Source organism: Chryseobacterium sp. HNCC26DJ240 (genome assembly GCF_057180485.1).
Genome location: NZ_JBXUGK010000003.1, coordinates 387,822 through 411,948, shown reverse-complemented (window position 1 = coordinate 411,948; position 24,127 = coordinate 387,822). Strand labels below are relative to the sequence as shown.

Below are 24,127 nucleotides of genomic sequence, written 5' to 3'. Positions count from 1 at the left end.
AATGACTAAAAAACAAATAAAATGGAAAATTTTAACGACGAGTTCGGAGATTTATTCGGATATAAAATTCTTTCTTTTGAGGAAATAAGTAATGGCTTTGAAGGGAATAAAAATCCTTTGCAGGGAAAAATAAGGCGGTCTTTTGAAGAAATTTCGTATGATAAAAAATTTGTTGAAAAAGGAATTGGTTACAAGTGTACAGATACTCAAGGCGATTTTTATTCTGCCAATATGGAAGTGATTAAGCTTGTAAATGATTTGACAGATAGTACAAATGAAAAGTTCTTTTTCTACTATCAAAATTATACTTTAAATAACCCGAAAACTGAAGGAGGAATTAGTCCAACAGTAATTTCTTCAACATCAACCACATTTGTTCCAGAAAAGTATTTTTATTATACCAAAGGGAACGAGGAAAAGTCTGCTTTATTAACTGTGGAACTTAACAAAAGAGCCTGTTTTGTCAGCTTAAAAGACTATGGAAGGATATTTCATCTCAATCCTGAAGAAAAAGAAATGTATTTCCAACTCAGCTTTGTTTACACCGATTATTTGGATAAAAGAGATTTCAATGACACGACAGGCAAATATGAACTGGAAAAAGAGTATAATGCGGTTATTATCAGTACATCTGATGCTGATGGATACGTGGCTTTATCTCAAAAAATAAATCTTAGAAGCAATTCAAAAAATGAGATCATTACGCTTTTCACAGATAAAGTAAAAAAAACCTTGGATCCTGCAGCACTGAATTTCTTGTACAAAAACATGCCGGATTTTGTAATAGAAAGCTTACTTGCTAAACTGGATGGAAAGTTTGATAATGAAATGATTATTATCAAAGATAAAAAAACAGGAGAATCCAGAACGGTAAGTGCCTCTCAAATGCTTGTTTGGGAACATTTGGAAAAGCTGGTAAAGTATGATGATAAAGGTGCTTTTAGCTGGGCAAAAGACTCCAGTGGTGCATTAATTAATTTGTTGAAGGTCTTCAAAAACAGTCGGTTTCTTTTCGAGAGTTTTAAAAGTAACCAAACAATGGTAAAGCGAATCTTCAACAACATGAACAAAACCTCGGTAGTAGACGGCAAAGAATGGGGCAACAAAACCCTGTTTGCCAATTTTATTACAGCTCTCTGTATAGATAATTCTTTTGAAGGTTTAAGAATTCTTGATCAGGAATTTACCATAGGAGAAGATTATGCAGTCTCTTCGGGAAGTATGTTTCAGGATGAGAAAGACAATGAGTTTTTCTTACAGCAAATGAAAAAGAAAGCAGAAAAGAAAACAGTGTATACTCCGGGTATGATGCCAGGTATTCCGGGAAAGTCCGAGGAAATAACATCTTATTCTCTTGAGGAATCTGAAGAAGGAAATCTGTATCATCCTATGGATATTGTACACATTAAGTATCCCGATCTTAAAGAACCTCCTTTCCCATTTACATCTGCGATAGGCATTAAAGCCTTTGCCGAGGAGAGAGATCAGCAGCTGAGAGAAGATGCTGTAAGGATAGGTTTTGATGTATTGGCTATTGTTTTGGGAGTTGTATTTTTCCCGGCTGGAGGAGCGGTAGGAATAGCTGCAGAATCCATAGGTATCGGTCTTGCTTTAGCAGATATTGGCATTACTGCCAACAGAGAAGATATTGAACGAAATCCCGGCGGTAAAGAATTTTTAGATGCTTGGAACAACGTCTATTTAGTCGGAGGATTGGGTTTTGCATCTGTAGCAATTGTTGAACAGGTTTTTGCAAAAAGTGTATTCTGCTATCTGAAAGCACTGGAAAGCAAAAGTCTCCTTTTAGAGGCTTACGAGCAAAGTCTGGGTAAAATTTTGCTGCGAAGAGAAATTCTTACTTTTGCAGGGAACACACTGAAACCCAATACCGAAATAACCGTAAAGATTTTAGCTTACAACAGTGATAAAATCCCTAAAGCTACGGCTTTTGCCTTTGGTAGATTAGAAAGAAATCTGTTACCATTATATAAAGCTGGAGCAGTTGTTGTGGAAATAGGTGAGAAAGAATATGCATTGGTATATAAAGGTGAAAGGATTTTACAAGATTTTTATAATGAAAAATGGACAAGGAGTTTTTATAAGGAGCTGAAGAAGACGTTTAAATACCCCGAAAAATTGAAGGTGTTGTTGGAAGAAACCCTTATTAATAGAAAAACTTTATCTTTAGTAGACGAAACTCTTTTGGGGAAAACCCCAGAAAAAGGCATTAAAATGGTTTTTGATTTAAAAGATGGTTTTGAGAAAACAATTGGACAACTAATTAGAAACCAAGAAAAAGCTGATAAGCTGGTTTACAGCATAAGCATAAACGGCAGAACAGAAAAACTAAATTGTTTTACCCGTTTATTGGATGCAAATACTGCAAAAGCAAACCGTTTGCCTGTTTTTGGAGAAGAAAAAATGTTAATGGGTGATTTTAATATTCCAAAAACCATTACTGATAAATATTCAGGTTTAGGAGATTTGATGCTTTCCGATGCCGTGGCTTTCTATAAAACCAATAAAAAATTTGGTCAGATAGATGGTGTTATCGGTTGGTGGAAGAAGGCAAATATGTATGAAGACTACGGAGGACAATCTATTAATTTAACCAAGTTTTGGGAAGCGAGAAAAGCGGGCGAAAGTATAGAAGATGCCGCTTTATCTACTTTTACAGGTTCTAAAATGAAAAAATTAGGCTTTGGAAAGGTAAGGTATGATATAGGTAATGTTAAAGAAGATCAGGTAATTGTTAATTTTTTAAAAGATAAATAAAATGAAAATCACATTTAGCAATGCAATAAAATACAATCAGGATCATTTTGATTTTATTGCCAACAAAAATAATAAATACATTTATGGTTCGGAGTTTACATATTCGGATGAGGATTATTTGCAAGTAATTCGTAAATCTATACCGCAATATATTAAGGAAGAAGATTTTAAGGATGTTCCTTTAAGTGGAGAAGAAATTGTAGCATTTAATAAAGCAGTAGAGGAGCAAATAGAATATTGGCTGTCTTTAAGAGTTCATATTTCTATAAAGGAAGGCACAGATACTGTGGTTTACAAAGGAGAAACAATAGAATTGGATATTCGCCCAATAGATATTAATGATAATGACAAAGCAATACGAGATTTGTTAGAACTTCATGAAATCATAAAAGAGTGTTTGGCAAATGAAAAGCCTTTATATTTAAGTATTTTTAAAGAAGATTAAATTGTAACCCCCCCCCGCTGCCGCACGAATTGGTGAATTTGATCAGATTTTTCATAATAAACGAATTTTTATAGAAGATAAATCCTCGCTGCCGCACGAATCCTTTCGTGTGGCTTTTTCTTAAAAAAAACCAATTTCTAAAATTGTGTTATTTTTTATCTTTATAAAAACATAAAATGATGAGTAGAAATTACAAATTCCATAATCCCGAAGGTTTATATTTCATAAGCTTTGCTGTCGTAGGCTGGCTGGATGTATTTATTCGAAATGAATACAAAGACCTATTTCTGGAAAGTGTAAGATTCTGCCAAAAGAACAAAGGCTTAGAAATTCATGCGTGGTGTATCATGTCTAGCCATGTGCATTTAGTTTTCAGAAGTATAAATGGGCAGAAACCAGAACTTCTGATTGGCGATTTAAAAAGATTTACAAGCAGAGCAATTGTACAAGCCATCAAAGAAAATCCTAAAGAAAACAGAAAAGAATTCTTACTAGATTTCTTTCTTAAAGAAGGTTCAAAAACTTCAAATGTAAGCCAATATCAATTTTGGAGACATGAAAATAAGCCCCCCCTACCGCACGAATCCCTTCGTGTGGTAGCAGGGGATATCTTTGAATACCTAAATGATTTAATAAAAAATAAATAATATGAAACCTAAAATAGAAATAGTGGCTAAGACACTTCTTCGCCAAGAAAAAGAAATATTGAAAAATGCAATTAATAATATGGACGGGTGGGATGTGGATTCTTGTCGTTTAAATTTGGTGAAATGGCTATATGAAGTATATAATGACAAAAGAGCTATCAATACCGAATATTTTAAAGACCATTTTCTTTTGAACAATCATAAAAAAACTATCTATCCTATTTTTTTTAAATTCTGTCCTGAAGTTTCAGATGTTTTTAAGCTTATGGGGGATAAAATAGTTTTCAACCCTTTGTTATCTCAAGAAGAAATAAATGAACTTATGAAATATGTAGGAACTAGATACAAGCCTATGATATTATTTAAAGGTCCACGAAGGGATTAGAATTAAAATGAATATTAAAAAACTTAATATCCACTGCCGCACGAATCCCTTCGTGTGGCTTTTTTTTAAACCAACTTCTAAAATTGTATTATTTTTTATCTTTATAAAAAACATAAAGATGAGTAGAAATTACACGTTTCATAATCCTGAAAGGTTATATTTTATAAGTTTTGCTGTCTGAGCCCGGCAGCAGAAACGAATACAAAGGCACTTTTTTGAAAGCTTAATAATATTCAAAAATTTATCCACAAAAAATAAAACACGACACCTTTTGTCGCATTAAGCCAATATATTTGTGGTAGTAAATTTTAGTAATAAGATTGCAGACCAAAAAACAAATATCAGATGAAAAAAGATTTTTACCTGGCAAGATATGCTTTGATAATAAAGAAATTAGAAACCGCTCCGGCAGACTATTCCCAGCTTGAAGATTATCTGCTGACCTCTTTCGAGTTTCAGGATGCAGGCGTACAAAGCTATTCCATCCGTACTCTACAGAGAGATATCCGTGAGATTTCAAGACTTTTTAATCTAACCATTCACAACAAAAAGAAAGGCGACAAAAGATATTACATCGATGGCCGCCCTGATATGGAAGTTGATGAATACAACCAGAAATTATTAGAAACTTTTCAGGTAAACAATGCCATTAACCAACGACCGGATTTTGCAGGAACCGTCTTTTTTGAAAGCAGAAAACCATCGGGTGTAGATCATTTTTATGATCTCTTCTTTGCTATCCGCAACAAACGAATTGTTGAGTTTGAACATTACAATTACAAGAATAAAGTAATGACTTCAAGAAAGGTTCATCCATTGGCTTTAAAACAATCTAAAGACAGATGGTATCTCATTGCGGTAGACACCAATGATAAATCGCTGAAATCTTTCGGCTTAGACAGAATAAACTATCTTGGTGTTTCAGATAAAACCTTTAAAGAAAAGTATAAATTTGACCTGAGAGAGCATTTTCGCAATGCTTTCGGTGTGATGAATCTCTCAGAACAAAATCCGGAAAAAATAATACTGAGATGCAGCCGTCATCAGGGAGAATATATCAGAAGTTTTCCGCTTCATCATTCTCAGAAAGAGATCAGAGAAACGCCGGAAAAAATCGATTTTGAGTTTTTCCTGCATCCCACTTACGATTTTATGCAGGAAATACTTTCTTACGGCAAAGAAGCGACGGTCATTGAGCCAAAATCTTTTGCTAATCAAATTTTACAGCAGCTGCAGGAAACTATAAATGGATATTTAAAATGAAAATGAGCTGCTCCTACATATAAAATTCAATTTATTTTAATTAACATATATATTTAATTTTGTCGATTTTATTTAAAGTTTCATCAAGGCTCGTAAACACTACATTTTCACACAACAATAATCGCAAAAACCTGATTTACAGCACCTAATTTAAAATTTTAAACCCTTGCACTTAATAGGTTTTAAACTTTAAAAAGTATAATTTTGTTTCCACAAATAAGTTTTTTAAGCATATGTACGCTTTAGTAGATTGCAATAATTTCTTTGTTTCCTGTGAGAGAACGCTCGATCCGAAACTTGAAAATCAGCCCGTTGTTGTTTTGTCCAACAACGATGGATGCGTTGTGTCTCGGAGTAAAGAAGCAAAAGATTTGGGAATTCCGATGGGAGCTCCCGCATTCAAATATAAAGAGCTTTTTAAAAATCATGATGTAAAATGTTTTTCTGCAAAATTTGAACTATATAACTTTAAAAGTCAACAGGTTATTGCAATTGCAAGTTCTTACGTTTTAGAATTTGAAACCTACAGTATCGATGAATTATTTTTAAATCTCACAGGCTTTAAATATATCAATATACAGGATTATTGTCTTGAGATTCGAAAGAGAATCAAAGATGAAGCGAAAATCCCCGTTAGCATAGGTATAGCTCCTTCAAAAACATTATGCAAAGTTGCCAATAGAATTGTAAAAGAGTTTCCGGAACAATTCAGTGGTGGAGTATATATTTTAGATACTCCCGAAAAGATTGAAAAAGCCCTAAAATGGCTCAACATCGGCGATGTCTGGGGAATAGGTCGCAGATTAAGCGCAAAAATGATGGACCATGGCGTGCATAAAGCCTGGGATTTGCTTCAAAAACCTGAAATGTGGGTTCGTAAAATCATGGGAATTCATGGCGTAAGGATGATTAATGAACTGAAAGGAATCCGCCATCTCGAATTAGATTCGCCTTCACCAAAAAAATCTATTGCGGTAACGAGAAGCTTCATGCAGATGTTAACAAAAAAAGATGAAGTTCGGGAACGGGTAGAAACCTTCGGGATGTATTGCTCTGAAAGGCTAAGAAAGCAAAATACCTGCTGTAAAATGATAACGGTTTTTGTGCAGACTAACCGTTTCAGAAAAGATTTGCCGGAATATAGGAACGCCAAAACACTGATTCTTCCCAACCCTACCAATTCGTCAATCCTTATTGGCAGAGCAGTGAATGATCTGTTTGAATCTATTTTCGAGGAAGGATTTCACTACAAAAAAGCGGGAGTAATCGTCAATGATTTTGTTCCTGAAGATCAAAGATTGATTAATCTGTTTGAAGAAGATACTCAAAATCAGCATTTACCTGTGATGAGAGCGATGGATGCGATGAATAAAAAGTATGGTAAAGATAAAGTACGTCTCGGAAGCATGAGTGGACAAAACACCTGGGGAAGAGCAAAATTATCTCCGGAATATGAAGCTCTTTTAAAAAACAACACACTTCCTGAAGCAAATTTCAGGTTTCATTAAAATACTCTTGCTTTACTTCATCAGTCTTAAAAGAGACTCAGCTTTTGGTTTAAACCAGATAAAAGATGGGTAAGCATGACCTTCTGATGAGATCGGTTTGCCGAGAAATAAATTTTAAAAAAAAAAAATTACTTTGCTCTTAGAAAAAAAGCAAGTTTATATAAATCAAGATTTTTGATGCTTGGTTTCTTTGAAAAAAGATTTGATTCTATTTTCTTTTCGAATATTGAAAAAACGAAAAGAAATACCGATTTCATGCAGAATTTCTCAAGAATTGCCGCTGTTTTATACAATCTCATACTCTTTAAATATTTTAGATTGTTCTTATCTTTTGCAAGGATTGACAGCGATTTTGCCGCAAGTTTCAATTTATTCAAAAACACCGAATTTGGTGTATCATCGTAATGAAAAACCGGATTTTGAAAAGCTAAAAATTCTACAGCGTTTTCTTCAAGAAGTTTTGAAAAAATATAATCCTCATACCCGTACTGTTCAAGATTTTCATTGAATTTAAATTTACGGAATACATCTTTCTTAATAACAAAATTAACCGTTTTGAATACTGAAAAATCAGTGGATTTGTCTCCGAAGAAAATTTCTCTCTCCGCAGAATATTGGTTTCTTAAGGTTTGTGCAAATTGTTCTACAACGCAAAAACTTCCATACATCAGAGCTAACTCTGGATTTTGCTGTATCGTTTCTAAATATTTTCCAAGAAAATGATCAGACATCATTTTTACGTCACAGTCTAAAAAAAGAAGATATTCTCCCTGAGCATAATTCAAAAAAAGATTTCTGATTTTTGACCGTCCCACATTTTCACCAAGCGGAACAAACACATCCGTAATATTTTGAATTGCAGAATTTAAACTAAAAAACTGTTTATTAGAAAAATCATCAATTAAAATGATTTCGGCAGAGAGATTTTGCCTTTCGATTTCCTTTTTCAGTCCGTAAACCAATTCACGAACATCAAAATTATAAACAGGAATACAGACCGAAAGCTTTACCATTATTCTTAAATCTTTTCAACAATCTGCATTACTTTGAGCTCTTCAAGGCAGGCCCAGTCACCACGGTAGCATTCTTTGTCTCCAAAAACGGAGCACGGGCGACAGGTAAGATCTGAAACCTGCACTACATCGTTTTCACTTTGCCCGAAGCCCAAAAATCCCGCTAAAGGATGTGTAGAACCCCACACCGAGATGCATCGCGTTCCCACCACACTCGCCAAATGCATGTTGGCAGAATCCATAGAAATCATCAATTCTAGCTCGGATATTTTTTTTAACTCTTCGGAAAGACTCAGTTTACCGGCAAGACTTTCTGTATTTGGAATTTGCTCTTCCCATGATTTTAAGGTTTCAGTTTCCTTAGAGCCACCTCCAAAAAAGTAAATTTTATGTTTTTTGGCAAGAATTTTTACCAGCTCGAAAGATTTTTCAAGAGGCATCATTTTTCCCTGATGCTGCGCGAATGGAGCAAATCCTATCCCCGATTTATCTTTGCTTAAAGGTCTTAACTGATGCGAAAGTTTCAAACTGAAACCCATTGCCCTGAAAACATCAGCGTATCTTTCAACCGTCAGTTTCAATTGCTTTTTATTGAGATTCCAAACATCGGTGAGATGTTCTTTTTCTTCTTTTCCTTTATTGATTTTAAAGACCTTCAAACCCCGTCTTTTGTAGATTTTATCCAGAATTTTTGTGCGGATAACATCATGCAGATTGGCAACAAAATCGGGTTTGAATTCTTTCTGAAGTTCATTCGCCAAACGTCTCAATCCAAAAAAACCCTTATAATCATCAAGGTCTACACCTTTGAATTTTACATTCTGAATATCAGAAAACAAACTCTCAAAATTACTTCTGGAAACCATCACAATTTCCACATCAGGATTTTGCTCAAGAAATTCCCTGAAAACAGGAACCGTCATGGCAACATCTCCAAAAGCGGAAAAACGGTATGCTAAAATTCTGGTCACAACTAAGATTTCAACTGATAAGCGACTGCGTAAAATTTAATTTGTTTGGTCATTGCCATCAAACCATTGGCTCTGGATGGCGACAGAAACTCCTGCAGACCAATCTCTGAAATAAATTCAAAATCTGAATCTAAAATTTCTTTTGTAGAATGACCGCTGTAGATACTCACCAGAAGAGACACAATTCCTTTCGGCAAAATCCCGTCTGAATCGGCATTGAAGAACAGTTTTCCATCTTTAAATTCCGCATCAATCCACACTTTGCTCTGGCAGCCTTTGATGATATTTTCATCGGTTTTTTTATCTTCAGGAAGACCTTTCAGTTCTTTTCCGAGATCAATGATGTATTCATATTTTTGCTCCCAATCTTCCAGAAAAGCAAATTCATCAATGATTTCCTGCTGTTTTTCTTTAATGGTCATTTCTATACTTTCTTTCTGCAAAGATAAGAAATTTAGAAACGAAGCGCATTTTCAACAACATTTAACAGTTTTACTTCTTCTTTTTCCCAGCAGAGAATCTCTGCGGCTTTATCAAGTTCAGGCTGATAATCATTTCTTCCTTTATTCAAAACTTTTGTGACAGCTGCTGCGATAGTCAAAGGCTGATGATCTTTAATGATTTCACCTACATCAAATTGATTTCTAATGTTTTTCATTTCTGGTAAACCAGCCATTATTAAAGGAACTCTTGCCTGAATACAGTCTAAAACTTTGTTGGGAAGTGAATAAAAATAACTTTCGCCGCCGTTTTCTTCAATACTCATACCGCAATCAGCAATCAGAGTGATTTTCCTGAGATCATCGGGATGAAGTTTTCCTAAAAACTGAACTTTATTCTGCAGATTTTCTCTGATTACAAGTTCTTCGTACTCTTTTTTCCGTGGTCCGTCGCCGGCAATTTTAAAAATAACATTCTCTAAATGATGCATTGCCAAAATAGCTTTATCGATTCCCCGAAATGGATTGATTGCCCCTTGATACAAAAGAATTTTTGGATTATTTTCCGGAATTTCAATATTAAAACTGATTTTTTTTGGTGCATTTTGCAAAACAACAGGATGTACACCATATTTCTTGGTAAACCAATTGGCATAACTTCCGCTTGCCGTAATCATCAGTTTTATCTTCGGAACTAGTTTCTTTTCTAAATACCGCCAAAGTTTTTTTGAAGCTTTACCCTGAATAGCAGGCATTTCAGAGAATATCTCATGGCTGTCGAAGATCAGAGGAATATTTAGTTTTTTTGAAATTAAATAGTTGGGAAGCAAGGCATCAAGGTCATTGGCATATAAAACCGTATTCTGATCAGCTTTTTTCTTTAAAAGATGATACAGTTTCCAGTTAAATTCAAAATAGGCAGTTTTAAGGCTCTTTGAAATTAAAGAAATTCTGACAAAAGGATAAGGTCTTGTCATATCCGGCGCACCATTCCAATCGTTGCCTATAAGTTCTAAATCATATTGATTTTCATACAGCGTTTGACAGATTTTCTCTATACGCTGGTCTGTATAAAGATTGCTGAAAGCTGAAATGATGATTTTCTTTTTCATCTTATTTCTTCTTCCCTATAATCAAATAATAAATCTGTACAAAACAAATAATTCCATTGGGAATGATCACAGGCCACAACATTCCGTTGAAGATTCCATAGACCACAAAACAGATGCATCCTATAAGATTTACGATTCTGATTTTGGTAAGATCTTTAAGAATAAAACTTAAAACGATGAAGAAAGATGCGGCATATCCGATATAAGATGCGAATTCCTGGCTCATGAGAATAATTAAAGAAACACAAACTTAGTCATTTTCAATAAGATAAAAAACTAATTTCTGCCATAAAGTCAGACATTGTTTTTTGGTAAAATATTTGTAACTTAGATATTGAATAAATGGCAATGGTGCATTTATTCTAACGAGTTATATTATGGATTACAAGTTTTCACAAGGTTTGAGCCAGGTGTTCAAACAAAGCAAGAGCGAAGCGAGAAGGCTGAAAAGTGAATTTCTAAATACAGAACATCTCCTTTTAGGGATATTAAAAACAGAAAACTCTGCCAAAGAAATCCTTCAGAACCTTAATGCGGATTTAACACAAATCAGAAGAAAAATTGAAACATTAAATGCAGCAGGCATCAATCCTATTTCAGAGGAAGTTCTCAATATTTCATTTACAAAAATGGCAGATCATGCGGTAAAGCGTGCCGAGCTGGAATGCAGACAGTATAAAAGCAACGAAATCAATACTGTGCATTTGCTTTTAGGCATTCTTTATAAATACGAAGATCCTACTTCCAATATTTTGGGAGCTTATGATATTGATTATGAAGGAGTGTCAAAAGAATATCAGACAATGCTTAAAAATTCAGGTCAGGCACCACAGATGAGCGCTTATGATGACGATGAAGAAAGAGAAGATTTTGAGCAAATGAGAAAACCTACGGGAAATCTCGGTTCTGCAAAAAGCAAAACTCCTACTTTAGATAACTTTGGTAGAGATCTTACTTCTTTGGCAAGAGACGGGAAATTAGATCCTGTAATTGGTCGTGAAAAAGAAATTGAGAGAGTTTCTCAGATTTTATCAAGAAGAAAAAAGAACAATCCACTATTAATTGGTGAACCCGGAGTTGGTAAATCTGCGATTGCGGAAGGTTTGGCTTTAAGAATTCAGCAGAAAAAAGTTTCAAGGGTTCTTTACGGAAAACGTGTGATTACACTTGACTTGGCGAGTTTGGTTGCCGGAACAAAATACCGTGGTCAGTTTGAAGAGAGAATGAAGGCAATCATGACCGAGCTTGAGAAAAACAGAGATGTGATTCTGTTCATCGATGAGCTTCACACAATCGTAGGCGCAGGTAGTTCTACAGGAAGTCTGGATGCATCAAATATGTTTAAACCAGCCTTGGCAAGAGGTGAAATTCAATGCATCGGGGCAACTACTCTTGATGAATACCGTCAGTACATCGAGAAAGATGGAGCCTTAGAAAGAAGATTCCAGAAAGTAATGGTGGAGCCTACTTCTATTGATGAGACTGTTCAGATTCTTAATCAGATTAAAGATAAATACGAAGAACATCACAACGTCGTATACACTGATGAAGCAATTTTAGCTTGTGTAAATCTTACTTCAAGATATATTACAGACCGTTTTTTACCGGATAAAGCTATTGATGCGATGGACGAGGCGGGATCCCGTGTTTATATCAAAAACATGAAAGTTCCAACCGAAATCATCGATTTTGAAAAGAAAATTGAAGACATCAAGGAATTAAAACAAAAAGCCGTAAAAGCACAGGACTACCTTGAAGCCAGAAAACTGAAGGATGAAGAAGAAAGACTTCAGATGGAGTTAAATTCTGCTCAGGATCAGTGGGATAAAGATGTTAAAGAGAAAAAAGAAACCGTTTCTGAAGAAAATGTAGCGGAAGTTGTTTCTATGATGAGTGGCGTTCCAGTAACGAAAGTAGGCAAAAATGAGCTTGATAAATTGGCTCAGATGGATGATCAGCTAAACGGAAAAGTGATTGGTCAGGAAGATGCTGTGAAGAAGGTTGTGAAAGCAATTCAAAGAAACAGAGCTGGATTGAAAGATCCGAATCGCCCGATTGGCACATTTATTTTCCTTGGAACAACCGGTGTTGGTAAAACAGAACTTGCAAAAGTAATGGCAAGAGAACTCTTCGAATCTGATGAATCTTTAATCAGAATTGACATGAGTGAATACATGGAGAAATTTGCAGTTTCAAGATTGGTTGGTGCCCCTCCGGGATACGTTGGCTACGAAGAAGGCGGACAATTAACTGAAGCGGTGAGAAGAAAACCTTATGCAGTGGTACTTTTGGATGAGATTGAAAAAGCTCACCCTGATGTATTCAATATTTTGCTTCAGATTTTAGATGAGGGTCACGTAACGGACAGTTTAGGAAGAAAAGTCGATTTCAGAAATACAATTATTATCCTTACTTCAAACATCGGTACGAGAGATCTTAAAGATTTTGGTGACGGTGTAGGTTTCGGAACTAACGCTAAGAAAACCAATACAGATTCAAGAGCAAGAAGTACTATTGAAAGCGCTCTGAAAAAAGCATTTTCTCCAGAATTCTTAAACAGAATTGATGATATTGTGATCTTCAACTCTCTTGAGAAAGAAGATATCAAGAGAATTATTGATCTTGAATTAGGCAAGCTTTACGGAAGATTAGAAAAACTAGGTTACAAAGTAGAATTGACTGCAGAAGCTAAAGATTTCATCTCCGAAAAAGGTTGGGACAAAGACTTCGGTGCAAGACCACTGAAAAGAGCTATACAGAAATATATTGAAGATTTATTGGCAGAAATGTTGGTAAACAAACAATTATCTGAGGGCGAAACTGTTGTTTTGGATGTAAATGAAGCAAAAGACGGCTTAGCCGGAAAAACTTCAAAATCTAAAAAATCGGCAGAGAAATCTTCTCAGTCTTAAGATTTTCTAAAATAATAAGCAAAGCATCGGAAAATTCCGGTGCTTTTTTGTTTCATCCCATCAACACTAAAATGAATTTCCTATTTTTGTGAAACAGGAACCTCTATGAAAAAAATAATTCTGATTGAAGATGAAACCAGCGTAGTTTCTTTCATTAAAAAAGGACTTCAGGAAAACGGATACGAAATCTCGGTAGCTTTTGACGGCCTCACCGGAGCTAGACTCGTGAAGGAAAACGATTTCGATTTGGTCATTTTAGACATCATGCTTCCCGAGATGAACGGCCTGGAAGTCTGCAAGGAAATCAGAAAAACCAATAATTATGTTCCGATTTTATTTTTAACGGCATTGGGAACATCCGAAAATATCGTTCTTGGTCTTGAAAGTGGTGGCGATGATTATTTGGTGAAACCTTTTAAATTTATAGAGCTTGTAGCAAGAATAAAATCGCTGTTGAGACGAAGTAACAATGGCTCTTCGTCAGATCTGGAGGAAGATGATGTGCAAAGCGGACATATTTACCAGTTTTCAGACCTCAGCCTGAATGATTATACCAAAAAAGTAGTGCGTGCCGGCGAAGAAGTTTCGCTTACTTCCACCGAATTTAAATTGCTTATGTATTTTCTGAATAATCCTGAAAAGGTAATTTCCCGTGCCGAAATTCTCGATGCCGTTTGGGGTGTCAATTATGAAATGGGAACTAATGTTGTGGATGTTTACGTAAATTATCTCCGTAAAAAAATAGACACTCAGGAAGACAACAAATTGATTCATACCGTGATTGGAATGGGTTATGTTTTAAAAAAAGCTTAGAAAAATGTTCAACAGAGTAATAAATAATCAAACCAAAACAATGATACTTCTGATGGTCGTTTTTACCACCATTATATTTCTGTTTGGAGGTTTGGTTTATTATTCTATCGTCAATTTTTCGCATCAGAGGTTTTACGAACTACTAAAAATCAGAACCACGACGATTGTTCAGATTGAAAAGAGCAAAAAAAAACTTGATATACCCGAAAATCACATACTCAACAGCCTGAACGACGAAGAACTTCCGATGGAAAGAGATTATGTATTTACGGTTCCGGAGGATTCAAATTTTAGAAAAATATCACAGGAAGTACATATTCCTGATAGCTTTTTTAAGAATATCATCAGAAAAGGTGAAGCCAATTATAACGATAACGAATTTTATTACATCGGGCAAAGCTTTAAATACAACAACAAAAGTTACATTGCCATTGCATCTGCAAAAAACCATTACGTTGTTTATTATTTAGGATTTTTAAAACGGACATTGATTACCTGCATGGTTCTATCGATGTTTTTCAGCATGATTTTTTCGTTTTATCTTTCTAAAACTTTATTTAAACCCATCTTAAAAATTACAGGAAAAGTAAAAGAAATCAGTTCCGAAAATCTGCATTTGAGACTGGAACCTCAGGCTGATAATAAAGAATTAAATGAATTGGTTGACACGTTCAACACGATGCTGACAAGGCTTGAAACTTCTTTTGAAACCCAAAATCATCTCATCGGAAACGTTTCTCACGAGCTCAGAACGCCGTTGACATCGATTATGGGCGAGGCTGATGTAGCTTTATCAATCAACAGAAGTGCTCAGGAATACAAAGAAACTTTAGAAATCATTCTTGACGAAGCCGAAAAATTAGACAAAAAGATAAAAGCACTTCTTCTCATTGCGCAAACCGGATTTGACGGTAAAATTCAGAAAATTGACAGGGTAAGAATCGACCAGCTGATTTGGGATGCCATCGAAACCATCAGAAAAATGGATTCGAGAAACAATATTTACCTGGACATCAGCATGTTGCCTGACAACCCTAAAAAACTTAAAATCTCAGGTAACGAGCAACTCCTGCATCTTGCCGTGACCAATATCATTAATAACGGTTGCAAATATTCTAATTTCCAGCAGGTAAAAGTTTCTCTTGGGGCAACAGATACAGACGTTTACATCATTATTAAAGACAGCGGAATCGGTATTCCTGAATCTGAAATGCCTAAAATCTACGATCCTTTTTTCCGTGCATCCAATACCAAAAATTATGAAGGCTACGGCATTGGCTTACCCTTAGCAAGAAACATTGTAAGAATGCACAACGGCGAATTAATCGTAAGTTCATTCGAAAACCAGGGAACGACAGTTCAGCTTAGATTCCCTACTTTGTATAATACATTAAAGGATGAAGAAACGCAGATATAAAGCGTTTTTCCTAAATTCTAATCTCATTTTAATCCCTTTAACGACATTTTAATTCCTTTCCAAAAGGCTTCTAATAATGTGAACATAATTTTGTAGAGTAATAAATAGTTTACTAACTAAATCTACAGATTATGAGCACGACCATTTTAATAGCCACCGATTTTTCACTTGAATCTTTAAACATCATGAAGAAAGTTTTGAGAGAAAAAAATTCTTTGCACAGTGGCGAACAGTATAAAATCTTACTGGTGTCTGGTTATGACGCAGGAGATTCTATTAGAGATTTACTATTTAATACTAAAAGCAAAATCTTCAGCAAAATAAGATCAGCAGAGTTCTGTGAAGCTTTAAGCATTATAAAAAATAAATATCCTGATCTGGTAAGCAAAATCACATGCGATATTTTCACAGGAAGTTTTCAGAGAACTTTTGATCAATATCTGAAAGCCACTAATGTGGATGAAGCCTACTATTCTGAATCTTTAAAGGAACTCAACCACAACGGAAAGTTTGACATCGTTCCTTACCTGAGAAAAACGAAAGTACTGGAAGCCAAAGAAATAAAAGTGGCCACCCCGACTTTCATGCCTGAAAAAGGAAAAATTGCAGAAGTCTTTGTAGAAGTTTAAAATGAAGGTTTAATTATTAAAAGAATTAAAAATGTTAAGGAATTATAGTAACAGCCGAACGCTCAAGGAGAATATACAGTTAGGAACGCTGACTGCCTTTGTAGCAGGAACTATAAACATTGCCTCACTGTTGATATTCCTTTCGTTCACCTCAAACGTGACGGGACATTACGCTGTTTTTGCAGCGGAAATAAGTAAAGGAAACTGGTCTCAGGTTTTGGTAGCCGGATTGTGGATTTTCATGTTCTTCTTTGGAAGTTTTGTTTCGAATCTTTCGGTGATTAATCTTCATAGAAAGAGCAAATACCTGGCTCATTCAATCCCTTTAATCCTGGAAATTATATGTTTGATGGCGGTAGGTATTTACGGACAGGTTTTTTACCAGAAGACCCTTGAGGAAGCGGAAGTTTTGGTTGGAGTAATGCTTTTTGCAACTGGTTTGCAGAATGGTTTAACGGCAAGTATTTCAAATTTCTCAGTGAAAACCACCCACCTTACGGGTACAACCACTGATTTGGGAATTTTAGTATCAATGTTTACCCAAAAAAGATTCAGAAAAAACCCTGAAATGGTAGCTAAAGCCAAATTGCTTTCGAGCATTATGCTAGCCTACGTTTTGGGAGCTGTATTTTCGGGATTAACCTATTATATTTTGGAATTCCGGGTGTTTTATGTAATCAGTGCATGTCTTTCAGTGGTGATTGGATATGATTTTTATAAAATTAATTTAAGACATTTTTACACCAATTACAGATATTCAAAAATCTACAAAAGTCCTAATCTGATGTCTGTACTGTATGATAAATTACACGGCAGCGCAGCCGTAGAAAAACCGATAAAAAGAAAAGAAAAGTCTAAACTTATTCTTGAAGAAAAATTGATGTAAATATTTTCAAAAACACATTAATTGTATATACTTAGTTTGGAACTCCTGCACCTTTTTTGGGCAGGAGTTTTTTTTTCAACTATACAAATTACTCGTCAAGCTCCTTTAGGAGCAGTCTTTTTTGCCTGAAAAAAGTTTTAAACATTTATTGTTGATATTTTAATCTTTAATTCATAGTCTGTTTTTTTCTGTTGTGATTTGCTTTGAGTATTTTTGTAAGTTCATTACGCATATATGTCAGATATTATTCAGCTTTTACCGGATCACGTAGCCAATCAGATTGCAGCAGGGGAAGTCGTACAGCGACCCGCTTCTATTGTAAAAGAATTGCTGGAAAACTCTATTGATGCCGGAGCATCCAAAATAGAGCTCATAATCCGTGAGGCAGGAAAGAACCTCATTCAGGTGGTAGATGACGGTAAAGGAATGTCTGAAACCGATGCCAGAATGGCTTTTGAAAGACACGCCACCTCAAAAATCCGGGGTACTGAAGATATCTTTAAAATTATAACCAAAGGATTTCGTGGTGAAGCCTTGGCATCCATCGCAGCAGTAGCACAGGTTGAACTGAAAACCAAGTTGAAAGACGCAGCTTTAGGTACGAATATTTATATCGAAGGCGGGACATTTCAGTTTCAGGAGCCTGCACAAACTGCTGAAGGATCTAATTTTTCGGTTAAAAATCTTTTTTACAACGTTCCGGCGAGAAGAAAGTTTCTTAAGAACAACAATATAGAATTCCGTCATGTAATTGATGAATTTCAAAGGGTTGCTTTGGCACATGAAAATCTTGAGTTCTCATTTTTTCAGGATGATGAGGCTATTTTCAGACTGAGAAAAGGAAGCCAGATGCAGAGAATCGTGGATATTTTCGGGAGAAAACTTCAGCCACAACTTATTCCTATTAAAGAAGATATTATCTGGTGCAAACTTCATGGTTTTGTGGCTAAACCTGAAGGGGCAAAAAAAACAAGAGGCGAACAGTTTCTCTTCGTCAACGGAAGATTTTTTAAAAGTGCATATTTCAACAAAGCCGTTCAGGAAGCTTTTGACGGACTTTTGTTGCCAGGATTTATTCCTACTTTTTTCTTATTTCTTGAGATTGACCCTGAGAAGATTGACGTCAATATCCATCCCCAAAAAACAGAGGTGAAATTTGAAGATGAGCATCTTATTTTTGCTCTTGTACGCTCAACGATAAAAAGATCTTTAGGAATTTACAACATTGCACCAAGTCTGGATTTTGAAAGAGATCCACACCTTGATCAGATGATGCAGAAAAGCTTTCCGAGTAAAGGAAATGTTTCTATAAAAATGCCTGAAATTGTTGTAGACCGAGACTACAACCCTTTCAAAGAAGAAAAACAGGTAACCAAAGCTGAAATGCAGAATCTCACGGAAATGTATCACCAGAATATTTCTGCAGAACCTTCAAAAATTAATCTTTTTGAAGATGAAGATTTTGATGAAGACCTGATGAGACTTCCCAACGGATACTGGCTTTTTAACAAAGGCGACAGAACCTTAATGCTGGATTTGGGAAGAATGCATAGGCTTGTGATTTCAGAAAACAGCAAAACTGAGCGAAAAGTAAGCTCTATAAGCCACACCCTGCTTTTCTCTCTGGAGTATCACATGAACGAAATTGAGAAAAACAAATACCGTTCAATAAAAAAATACCTGCCTCAGCTTGGCTTTGACATGAAAGTTGCTCATGAAAGCGTGTTGAGAATAGACAGTGTACCGGAAGGCTTGAAAGAAACTCAGGTGATGAAATTTCTGGAGAATCTTTTTGATATTTTAGAATACAAAACAGAGGAAGAATTTATGCAGTTTTACCAAAATCAATGGTCGAAAATGCAGTCTAAATCCCGCTTCGATTTTATTTATAAAAAAGATGCAGAACAGCTCATCAAAGATTTTACAGCATTAGGTTTCCCTGAGTATTTACCGAATGGAAAACGTTGTTTTTATGAAGTTCCGTTTAATGATTTTAAAAATAAATTTTAAGTAAATGTTTAATAATATCCCGCCCATTACCCGAAACATTATTATTTTAAATATTGTGGTTTATGTGATAACCAATTTTTTGATGTACAGTTTACATAGACCAGAACTGTATTCAGTTCTATCTGCATTTTATCCCGGCTCACCTAATTTCGAATCGTGGCAAGTGGTTACACATATGTTTATGCACGCTCCGTTTGAAAATGGGTCAGGTATTTTACATATCCTTTTCAATATGTTTACTTTATTTAGTTTTGGACCAATTCTGGAGCAATCTTTAGGGGATAAAAAATATTTGATCCTGTATTTCCTGAGCGGATTAGGCGCCTTTGTTCTTTTCAACCTATGGAATTTTGTTGAAATTCAACAACTTACACAAAGCTTACAAGCTTTAGGAGTAGACCCATCAGACATATATCAGCAAGCAGATTTTAATTATACTGGAAATGTTTTCTTCAGTAACAAAACTCCTGAAACTTTTACTCTCTCTGAAAAGCTTTTCAAAAGCCTCAGAACACCGATGCTTGGAGCTTCAGGGGCAATCTTTGGAGTTATCGCAGCTTTTGCAACACTTTATCCAGAGGCAAGAATAGGAATTATGTTTATTCCAATTCCCGTTAAAGTAAAATACGTTTTACCTGTTGTTATTGTGGGCTCAATTTATCTTGGAGTTACCGGAAATGCAGGTGGAATCGCTCACTTAGCTCACGTTGGTGGTGCCATCGTAGGTTTTATTTTAGCTAAAATCTGGAAGAAACACCTTTACCGTTTCAATTAAAAAGTTATGAAATCGCTACGAATAAATATCATAACACCAATAAATACCAAGCGATTCCATATGGCAATTAAAAACAATAAAAACTGCATATGAAAATTGTAAGGATTGCTCTTCTCATAACTCATCTTGGGATTCTTTGTCTGCTGTTTGGCGTTTTGCTGAATGCTTATGTTCCACCGAGGATTTTCCCTTGGTTTAATATCCTTTCTCTTGTTTTTCCGGTTCTTATTTCAGTGTACTGTTTACTGACTGTGGTGTGGATTTTTATGTGGAAAAAAAGAGCATTTGTCTTTATGTTCTTTGGATTGTTTTTCTTTTCTGCAACACAGCGATGGGTAAATTTTAGTTCTCAAAAAGAAACTGGCGATCTAAAAATTATCACATTTAATACAAAAGGAGGAAAATTTGGTCAAAAAGAGATTGAAAATTATATTAACGGTAAAGGAGCAGATATCGTTCTGCTGCAGGAAGATGGCAATCTTGATTATCAGTTGACCGGTTTAAAAAAAGCAAAGGAAAGACCTTTGAGTTCATTGTACTCAAAATGCGAAATTGTGGGTTACAAAGAGATTTTTGAAGGCCTATACAGCGAAGACTTTAATGCATTTGCAGATTACACAGATCTTAAAATTAATAACAAAACCGTGAGAATGGTGAATGTTTATCTTCAACCTTTTAAGTTTGAGAAAAGCATGGTTAAGCTTAACGGAAACAGTGCTGAGGACGAGACTAAAGTAAAAAATATCGTAAAAAAACTTGTTCCGACTTTCAAAATGCATCAGGATCAGATTGACATGATCAGAAAATATGTAGACAATTCTCCCTACCCCGTGATTATGACCGGAGATTTCAATGCAGTTCCCAATTCTTACGAATATTATCATTTAGGTAAAAACCTTCAGGATGCTTTTGTAAAGGCAGGAAAAGGAAGCGCTACAAGTTTTCATGACTACAAATACCCGTTGCGGTTAGATTATATTTTTACTTCAGAATCTATTGTTCCCATTTCTTATCATGTAGATCACGCAGTTAAAATTTCAGATCACTATCCTGTCTCGGCTGTCTTAAAATTTTCAAATTAAACTGAAATTGTGGCAAATAAATTGCTTCTCAAAAAAGAATCTCTATGAAAAATTTTATCTTCGGAATTGCGTGTCTTTCAATTTGGGTTTTGTCTTGCAGTGAAAAGCCAGACACATCCGCCATGGCTGCAGCTGATGAAAGCAAAGCGACTTATGATACGACCGCGATAGATTCTTTTTCTGCGGGAGCGACTTCGGTGGATGTTGTGCGACAGATCAGAATGTCATCACAACGATATCAGGATTCTTTGAAGGAAGCGATTAAGCTACAGGAACAGGAGAAAAAAATTACCGAAGAGCTGGAAAAGGAAAACAAAAAGAAAGCTGAGGAAGAAAAGAAGAAATCATCTGAAAGCAAAGACGAAAAACCCAAAACTGAGTAATAACTTCTAAATATTTTAATATGAAAAAGAATATCATCATTGCAGCAGCATTTTTAGGATTAATGACTGCCTGCGAAAAAACGACATCAAAAACAGAAACCATCGAAAATGCTGATGGCTCTAAAACCACCATTACAACCACCGAAACATCATCAGGAATTGTAGACAGTTCGGATGTAAATAAAGCTAAAAACGACATCAACAGCAAGCTTGATAAAGCAACCAGCGAAATCGACACTAAAGCTGACGCAGCTAAAGACAAAATTGATGCTACCGCACAAAAAACAAAAAAAGATTTGAACGAAGCCGGTAAAGACATTAAAGAAGCAGCGGCAAAAGGTGCCGGGAAAATCGAAGAAAGTGCAAAAAAACTGAAAGAAGATCTGAATAAATAATTATTAATCAGACAATAAAGATGGGAAACCGCAGAAATTAATTTCTACGGTTTTTTTATTTATTTAATTCTAAAAGCACATCTATATATTCACGGTCATTGCTCAGGCGCGGCACCTTGTTTTGTCCGCCGAGTTTTCCTTTAGACTCCAGCCACAAGTAGAATAAATTGGGCTTTGCGATATGAACCAAAGGTCTTTTTAAAGTAATATTATTGTATCTTTTAGCCTCGTAATCTGAGTTGACCGACTTCAGATGCTGATCAAAAGAATCTACAAATGCATCCAGATTTTCAGGTGGTTTGGTAAATTCAAAGATCCATTCGTGGGCACCGCTTTCGTTTTCTTTCATAAAAACCGGAGCGCCTGTAAATTCAGCAATGCTTGACTGTGTACATTCACAAGCTTTTGCCAAGGCGGCATCCACATTATTGATCATCAACTCTTCCCCGAACGCATTGATATAATGTTTCGTTCTTCCCGTAATTTTTATTCTGAAAGGATCTGTGGATGTGAAAACCACCGTATCACCAATCAGGTAACGCCACAAACCGCCATTGGTGGTAATGACCATCGCATAGTTTTTCCCTTTTTCGACCTCTTCCAGACACACCACTTTCGGATTGGAAAGATGAAACTGATCCATCGGAATAAACTCATAGAAAATCCCGTAATCGAGCATCAGAAGCATCTCGTCGCTGTCTGATCTGTCCTGAATCCCGAAAAAGCCTTCAGATGCATTGTAAATTTCGTAGTAATTTATTTTTTTACCGATGATTCCCTGATACTGTTCACGGTAAGGTTTAAAACTGATTCCACCATGGAAAAACACTTCCAGATTAGGCCAAAGCTGAGAAATACTTTCCGCATCAGTTTCCTTTAAAACCCTTTGCAAAAGCACCATCATCCAGCTTGGAACGCCAAGAATGCTTCCGACATCTTCATTTTTAACCTGAGAAACAATTGCCTGAAGTTTAGATTCCCATTCAGACATCAATGAAACTTTTTTATTGGGAATGGTGGTAATTTCTACCCAAAAAGGTAGGTTATCGATGATGATGGCAGAAAGGTCGCCAAATTTGGTATTGAAATCTGCGTACAGTTCAGAACTTCCGCCCAGCCTAAGATTTTTATTGGTAAAAAGCTGGTTTTCCGGATGATTGTTGGCATAGATGGAAACCATGTCTTTTCCGGCTTTCATGTGGCAGTATTCAAGACTTTCTGCAGAGATGGGGATGAATTTACTTTTTGCATTAGTCGTTCCGGAAGATTTTGCGAAATGCTTAATGTAACCGGGCCAGCTGACGTCCTTCTGTCCCTGCCTTGCCTTTTCAATGTAAGGTTCAAAATCTTCATAACAAACCACAGGAACTTTATTTTTAAAATCCTGATAACTGGAAATGGAGTTGAAGCCATACTTTTTCCCGTACTCGGTGTCTTCCGCATGAAAAAGCTGCGAAAAGAGAATCCCTTTCTGAGTATCTATCGGATGATCGATGAAATGCTGTATCTGGTCTATCCTCTGCTTGATAAACCAATTGACCACCGTATTGAAAAGTGCTTTCGTTGCCATTACAACAAATATAACAATAATTGAATAGGCGGGAAATTTTTGGGTATAAAAAAACCGCTGCGGGAATTATTGGGCAGCGGTTTTAAAGTTAATCCAGATAAGACTACAATTATTATTTTAAGATGTATTATCTTACATATACTTGTATATCTTTTATTAATTTAGAATTAAAAATATCTTCTTCATCTTTAGTAAAATAATTTTTATTTTTTATTTCTAAAGAATTATATCCTAAATCTCTGTAATGTAAAGGTTCATCCCAAATAATATACAGACAACCTGCATTATCCGGATCAAAGGGGCATTTTTCATTAAAACATAAAATTGTGGCATCTACTAATCTCCTGATACCATGTGTAGGTCTGTTCCAAATCCTGATGGGCTTGGCAAATTTCATATCATCTAATAATTTAGAAAATGGCTGACAAATGTAATCTGCTTTTTTAAATTCTATATTTCTAAGGTAATTTAAAGTCTCTAATTGCTCCTTGCTTGGTAGAGGATATTTTTTGTTTATTTCTATAATCTTCTTTTCATTACAATTCGGTGCTGTTACCATAAATTCTCTTACAGCAGGTAACTGGCTTGAAGCCTTATGAGAAAATCCTACAAAGCAAATAATAATTAGAAGTTTAAAAGATGGTTTCATCGATATACTTTAAAATAACTTTTATTGTATTAATACCATAAACTTTA

Annotated in this window: 23 protein-coding genes; 16 read left to right on the top strand and 7 right to left on the bottom strand. The window is 35.4% G+C overall.

Annotated elements, in window-relative coordinates; all coding sequences use genetic code 11:
• Positions 1-21: 21 nt before the first annotated feature.
• The 6 genes from AC2A1G_RS08065 to AC2A1G_RS08040 all read left to right on the top strand — a co-directional run bounded on the left by AC2A1G_RS08065 (position 22) and on the right by AC2A1G_RS08040 (position 7,023).
• The gene (locus AC2A1G_RS08065; RefSeq protein WP_484046403.1) at positions 22-2,775 is read left to right on the top strand and encodes a hypothetical protein; all 2,754 of its coding nucleotides are present in this window, start codon (positions 22-24) and stop codon (positions 2,773-2,775) included.
• Between the two features lies 1 nt (position 2,776).
• Positions 2,777-3,220: a hypothetical protein gene (locus tag AC2A1G_RS08060; RefSeq protein ID WP_484046402.1), complete on the top strand. Its 444-nt coding sequence runs from the start codon at positions 2,777-2,779 to the stop codon at positions 3,218-3,220.
• 179 nt (positions 3,221-3,399) lie between these two features.
• On the top strand, positions 3,400-3,867 hold the full coding sequence (locus AC2A1G_RS08055; RefSeq protein WP_484046401.1) for a transposase: 468 nt from the start codon (positions 3,400-3,402) through the stop codon (positions 3,865-3,867).
• Between the two features lies 1 nt (position 3,868).
• Positions 3,869-4,252, top strand: a complete 384-nt coding sequence (locus AC2A1G_RS08050) for a hypothetical protein (RefSeq protein WP_484046400.1) — start codon at positions 3,869-3,871, stop codon at positions 4,250-4,252.
• Between the two features lie 345 nt (positions 4,253-4,597).
• The gene (locus AC2A1G_RS08045; RefSeq protein WP_484046399.1) at positions 4,598-5,515 is read left to right on the top strand and encodes a helix-turn-helix transcriptional regulator; all 918 of its coding nucleotides are present in this window, start codon (positions 4,598-4,600) and stop codon (positions 5,513-5,515) included.
• A 233-nt stretch (positions 5,516-5,748) separates the two neighbouring features.
• Entirely contained in the window at positions 5,749-7,023 is a 1,275-nt protein-coding gene (locus AC2A1G_RS08040; protein WP_484046398.1) for a Y-family DNA polymerase, read from the top strand.
• A gap of 128 nt (positions 7,024-7,151) precedes the next feature.
• Here the strand turns inward: AC2A1G_RS08040 and AC2A1G_RS08035 are convergent, their stop codons facing one another.
• Genes AC2A1G_RS08035 through AC2A1G_RS08015 form a run of 5 tightly spaced genes read right to left on the bottom strand, consistent with a single transcriptional unit; the run spans position 7,152 to position 10,785 of the window.
• Complete coding sequence (locus AC2A1G_RS08035) at positions 7,152-8,036, bottom strand: glycosyltransferase family 2 protein (RefSeq protein WP_484046397.1); 885 nt, start codon at positions 8,034-8,036, stop codon at positions 7,152-7,154.
• A 5-nt stretch (positions 8,037-8,041) separates the two neighbouring features.
• Positions 8,042-9,007 carry a glycosyltransferase family 9 protein gene (locus AC2A1G_RS08030; protein ID WP_484046396.1) on the bottom strand — a complete coding sequence of 322 codons (966 nt, stop codon included), beginning with the start codon at positions 9,005-9,007 and terminating at the stop codon, positions 8,042-8,044.
• A 2-nt stretch (positions 9,008-9,009) separates the two neighbouring features.
• Positions 9,010-9,429 carry a SufE family protein gene (locus AC2A1G_RS08025; protein WP_484046516.1) on the bottom strand — a complete coding sequence of 140 codons (420 nt, stop codon included), beginning with the start codon at positions 9,427-9,429 and terminating at the stop codon, positions 9,010-9,012.
• Between the two features lie 32 nt (positions 9,430-9,461).
• Positions 9,462-10,559: a glycosyltransferase gene (locus AC2A1G_RS08020; RefSeq protein WP_484046395.1), complete on the bottom strand. Its 1,098-nt coding sequence runs from the start codon at positions 10,557-10,559 to the stop codon at positions 9,462-9,464.
• Between the two features lies 1 nt (position 10,560).
• Positions 10,561-10,785: a uroporphyrinogen decarboxylase gene (locus AC2A1G_RS08015; RefSeq protein ID WP_484046394.1), complete on the bottom strand. Its 225-nt coding sequence runs from the start codon at positions 10,783-10,785 to the stop codon at positions 10,561-10,563.
• Positions 10,786-10,936: 151 nt separating this feature from the next.
• On the opposite strand from AC2A1G_RS08015, the gene AC2A1G_RS08010 reads away from it, so the two are divergent.
• The 10 genes from AC2A1G_RS08010 (at position 10,937) to AC2A1G_RS07965 (ending at position 21,861) form a co-directional block, all read left to right on the top strand.
• Positions 10,937-13,471, top strand: a complete 2,535-nt coding sequence (locus tag AC2A1G_RS08010; RefSeq protein ID WP_484046393.1) for an ATP-dependent Clp protease ATP-binding subunit — start codon at positions 10,937-10,939, stop codon at positions 13,469-13,471.
• Between the two features lie 105 nt (positions 13,472-13,576).
• Positions 13,577-14,284 (top strand): response regulator transcription factor, encoded by a 708-nt coding sequence (locus AC2A1G_RS08005; RefSeq protein WP_484046392.1) that lies wholly within the window; start codon positions 13,577-13,579, stop codon positions 14,282-14,284.
• A 4-nt stretch (positions 14,285-14,288) separates the two neighbouring features.
• Positions 14,289-15,701 (top strand): sensor histidine kinase, encoded by a 1,413-nt coding sequence (locus AC2A1G_RS08000; RefSeq protein WP_484046391.1) that lies wholly within the window; start codon positions 14,289-14,291, stop codon positions 15,699-15,701.
• A 131-nt stretch (positions 15,702-15,832) separates the two neighbouring features.
• Positions 15,833-16,330 (top strand): hypothetical protein, encoded by a 498-nt coding sequence (locus AC2A1G_RS07995; RefSeq protein WP_484046390.1) that lies wholly within the window; start codon positions 15,833-15,835, stop codon positions 16,328-16,330.
• Positions 16,331-16,361: 31 nt separating this feature from the next.
• Complete coding sequence (locus tag AC2A1G_RS07990; protein ID WP_484046389.1) at positions 16,362-17,216, top strand: YoaK family protein; 855 nt, start codon at positions 16,362-16,364, stop codon at positions 17,214-17,216.
• A gap of 234 nt (positions 17,217-17,450) precedes the next feature.
• On the top strand, positions 17,451-19,226 hold the full coding sequence (mutL, locus tag AC2A1G_RS07985; RefSeq protein ID WP_484046388.1) for a DNA mismatch repair endonuclease MutL: 1,776 nt from the start codon (positions 17,451-17,453) through the stop codon (positions 19,224-19,226).
• Between the two features lie 4 nt (positions 19,227-19,230).
• A complete protein-coding gene (locus tag AC2A1G_RS07980; protein WP_484046387.1) occupies positions 19,231-20,001 on the top strand; it encodes a rhomboid family intramembrane serine protease in 771 nt (256 codons plus the stop codon).
• Positions 20,002-20,090: 89 nt separating this feature from the next.
• On the top strand, positions 20,091-21,083 hold the full coding sequence (locus AC2A1G_RS07975) for an endonuclease/exonuclease/phosphatase family protein (RefSeq protein WP_484046386.1): 993 nt from the start codon (positions 20,091-20,093) through the stop codon (positions 21,081-21,083).
• Between the two features lie 44 nt (positions 21,084-21,127).
• Positions 21,128-21,466, top strand: coding sequence for a hypothetical protein (locus tag AC2A1G_RS07970; RefSeq protein ID WP_484046385.1), 339 nt, complete (start codon positions 21,128-21,130; stop codon positions 21,464-21,466).
• Between the two features lie 20 nt (positions 21,467-21,486).
• The gene (locus AC2A1G_RS07965) at positions 21,487-21,861 is read left to right on the top strand and encodes a hypothetical protein (RefSeq protein ID WP_484046384.1); all 375 of its coding nucleotides are present in this window, start codon (positions 21,487-21,489) and stop codon (positions 21,859-21,861) included.
• Between the two features lie 55 nt (positions 21,862-21,916).
• On the opposite strand, the gene AC2A1G_RS07960 is transcribed toward AC2A1G_RS07965, so the two are convergent.
• Together AC2A1G_RS07960 and AC2A1G_RS07955 are read right to left on the bottom strand one after the other, a co-directional pair.
• Positions 21,917-23,431, bottom strand: a complete 1,515-nt coding sequence (locus AC2A1G_RS07960) for a GH3 auxin-responsive promoter family protein (protein WP_484046383.1) — start codon at positions 23,429-23,431, stop codon at positions 21,917-21,919.
• 127 nt (positions 23,432-23,558) lie between these two features.
• A complete protein-coding gene (locus AC2A1G_RS07955) occupies positions 23,559-24,080 on the bottom strand; it encodes a hypothetical protein (RefSeq protein ID WP_484046382.1) in 522 nt (173 codons plus the stop codon).
• Between the last annotated feature and the right edge of the window lie 47 nt (positions 24,081-24,127).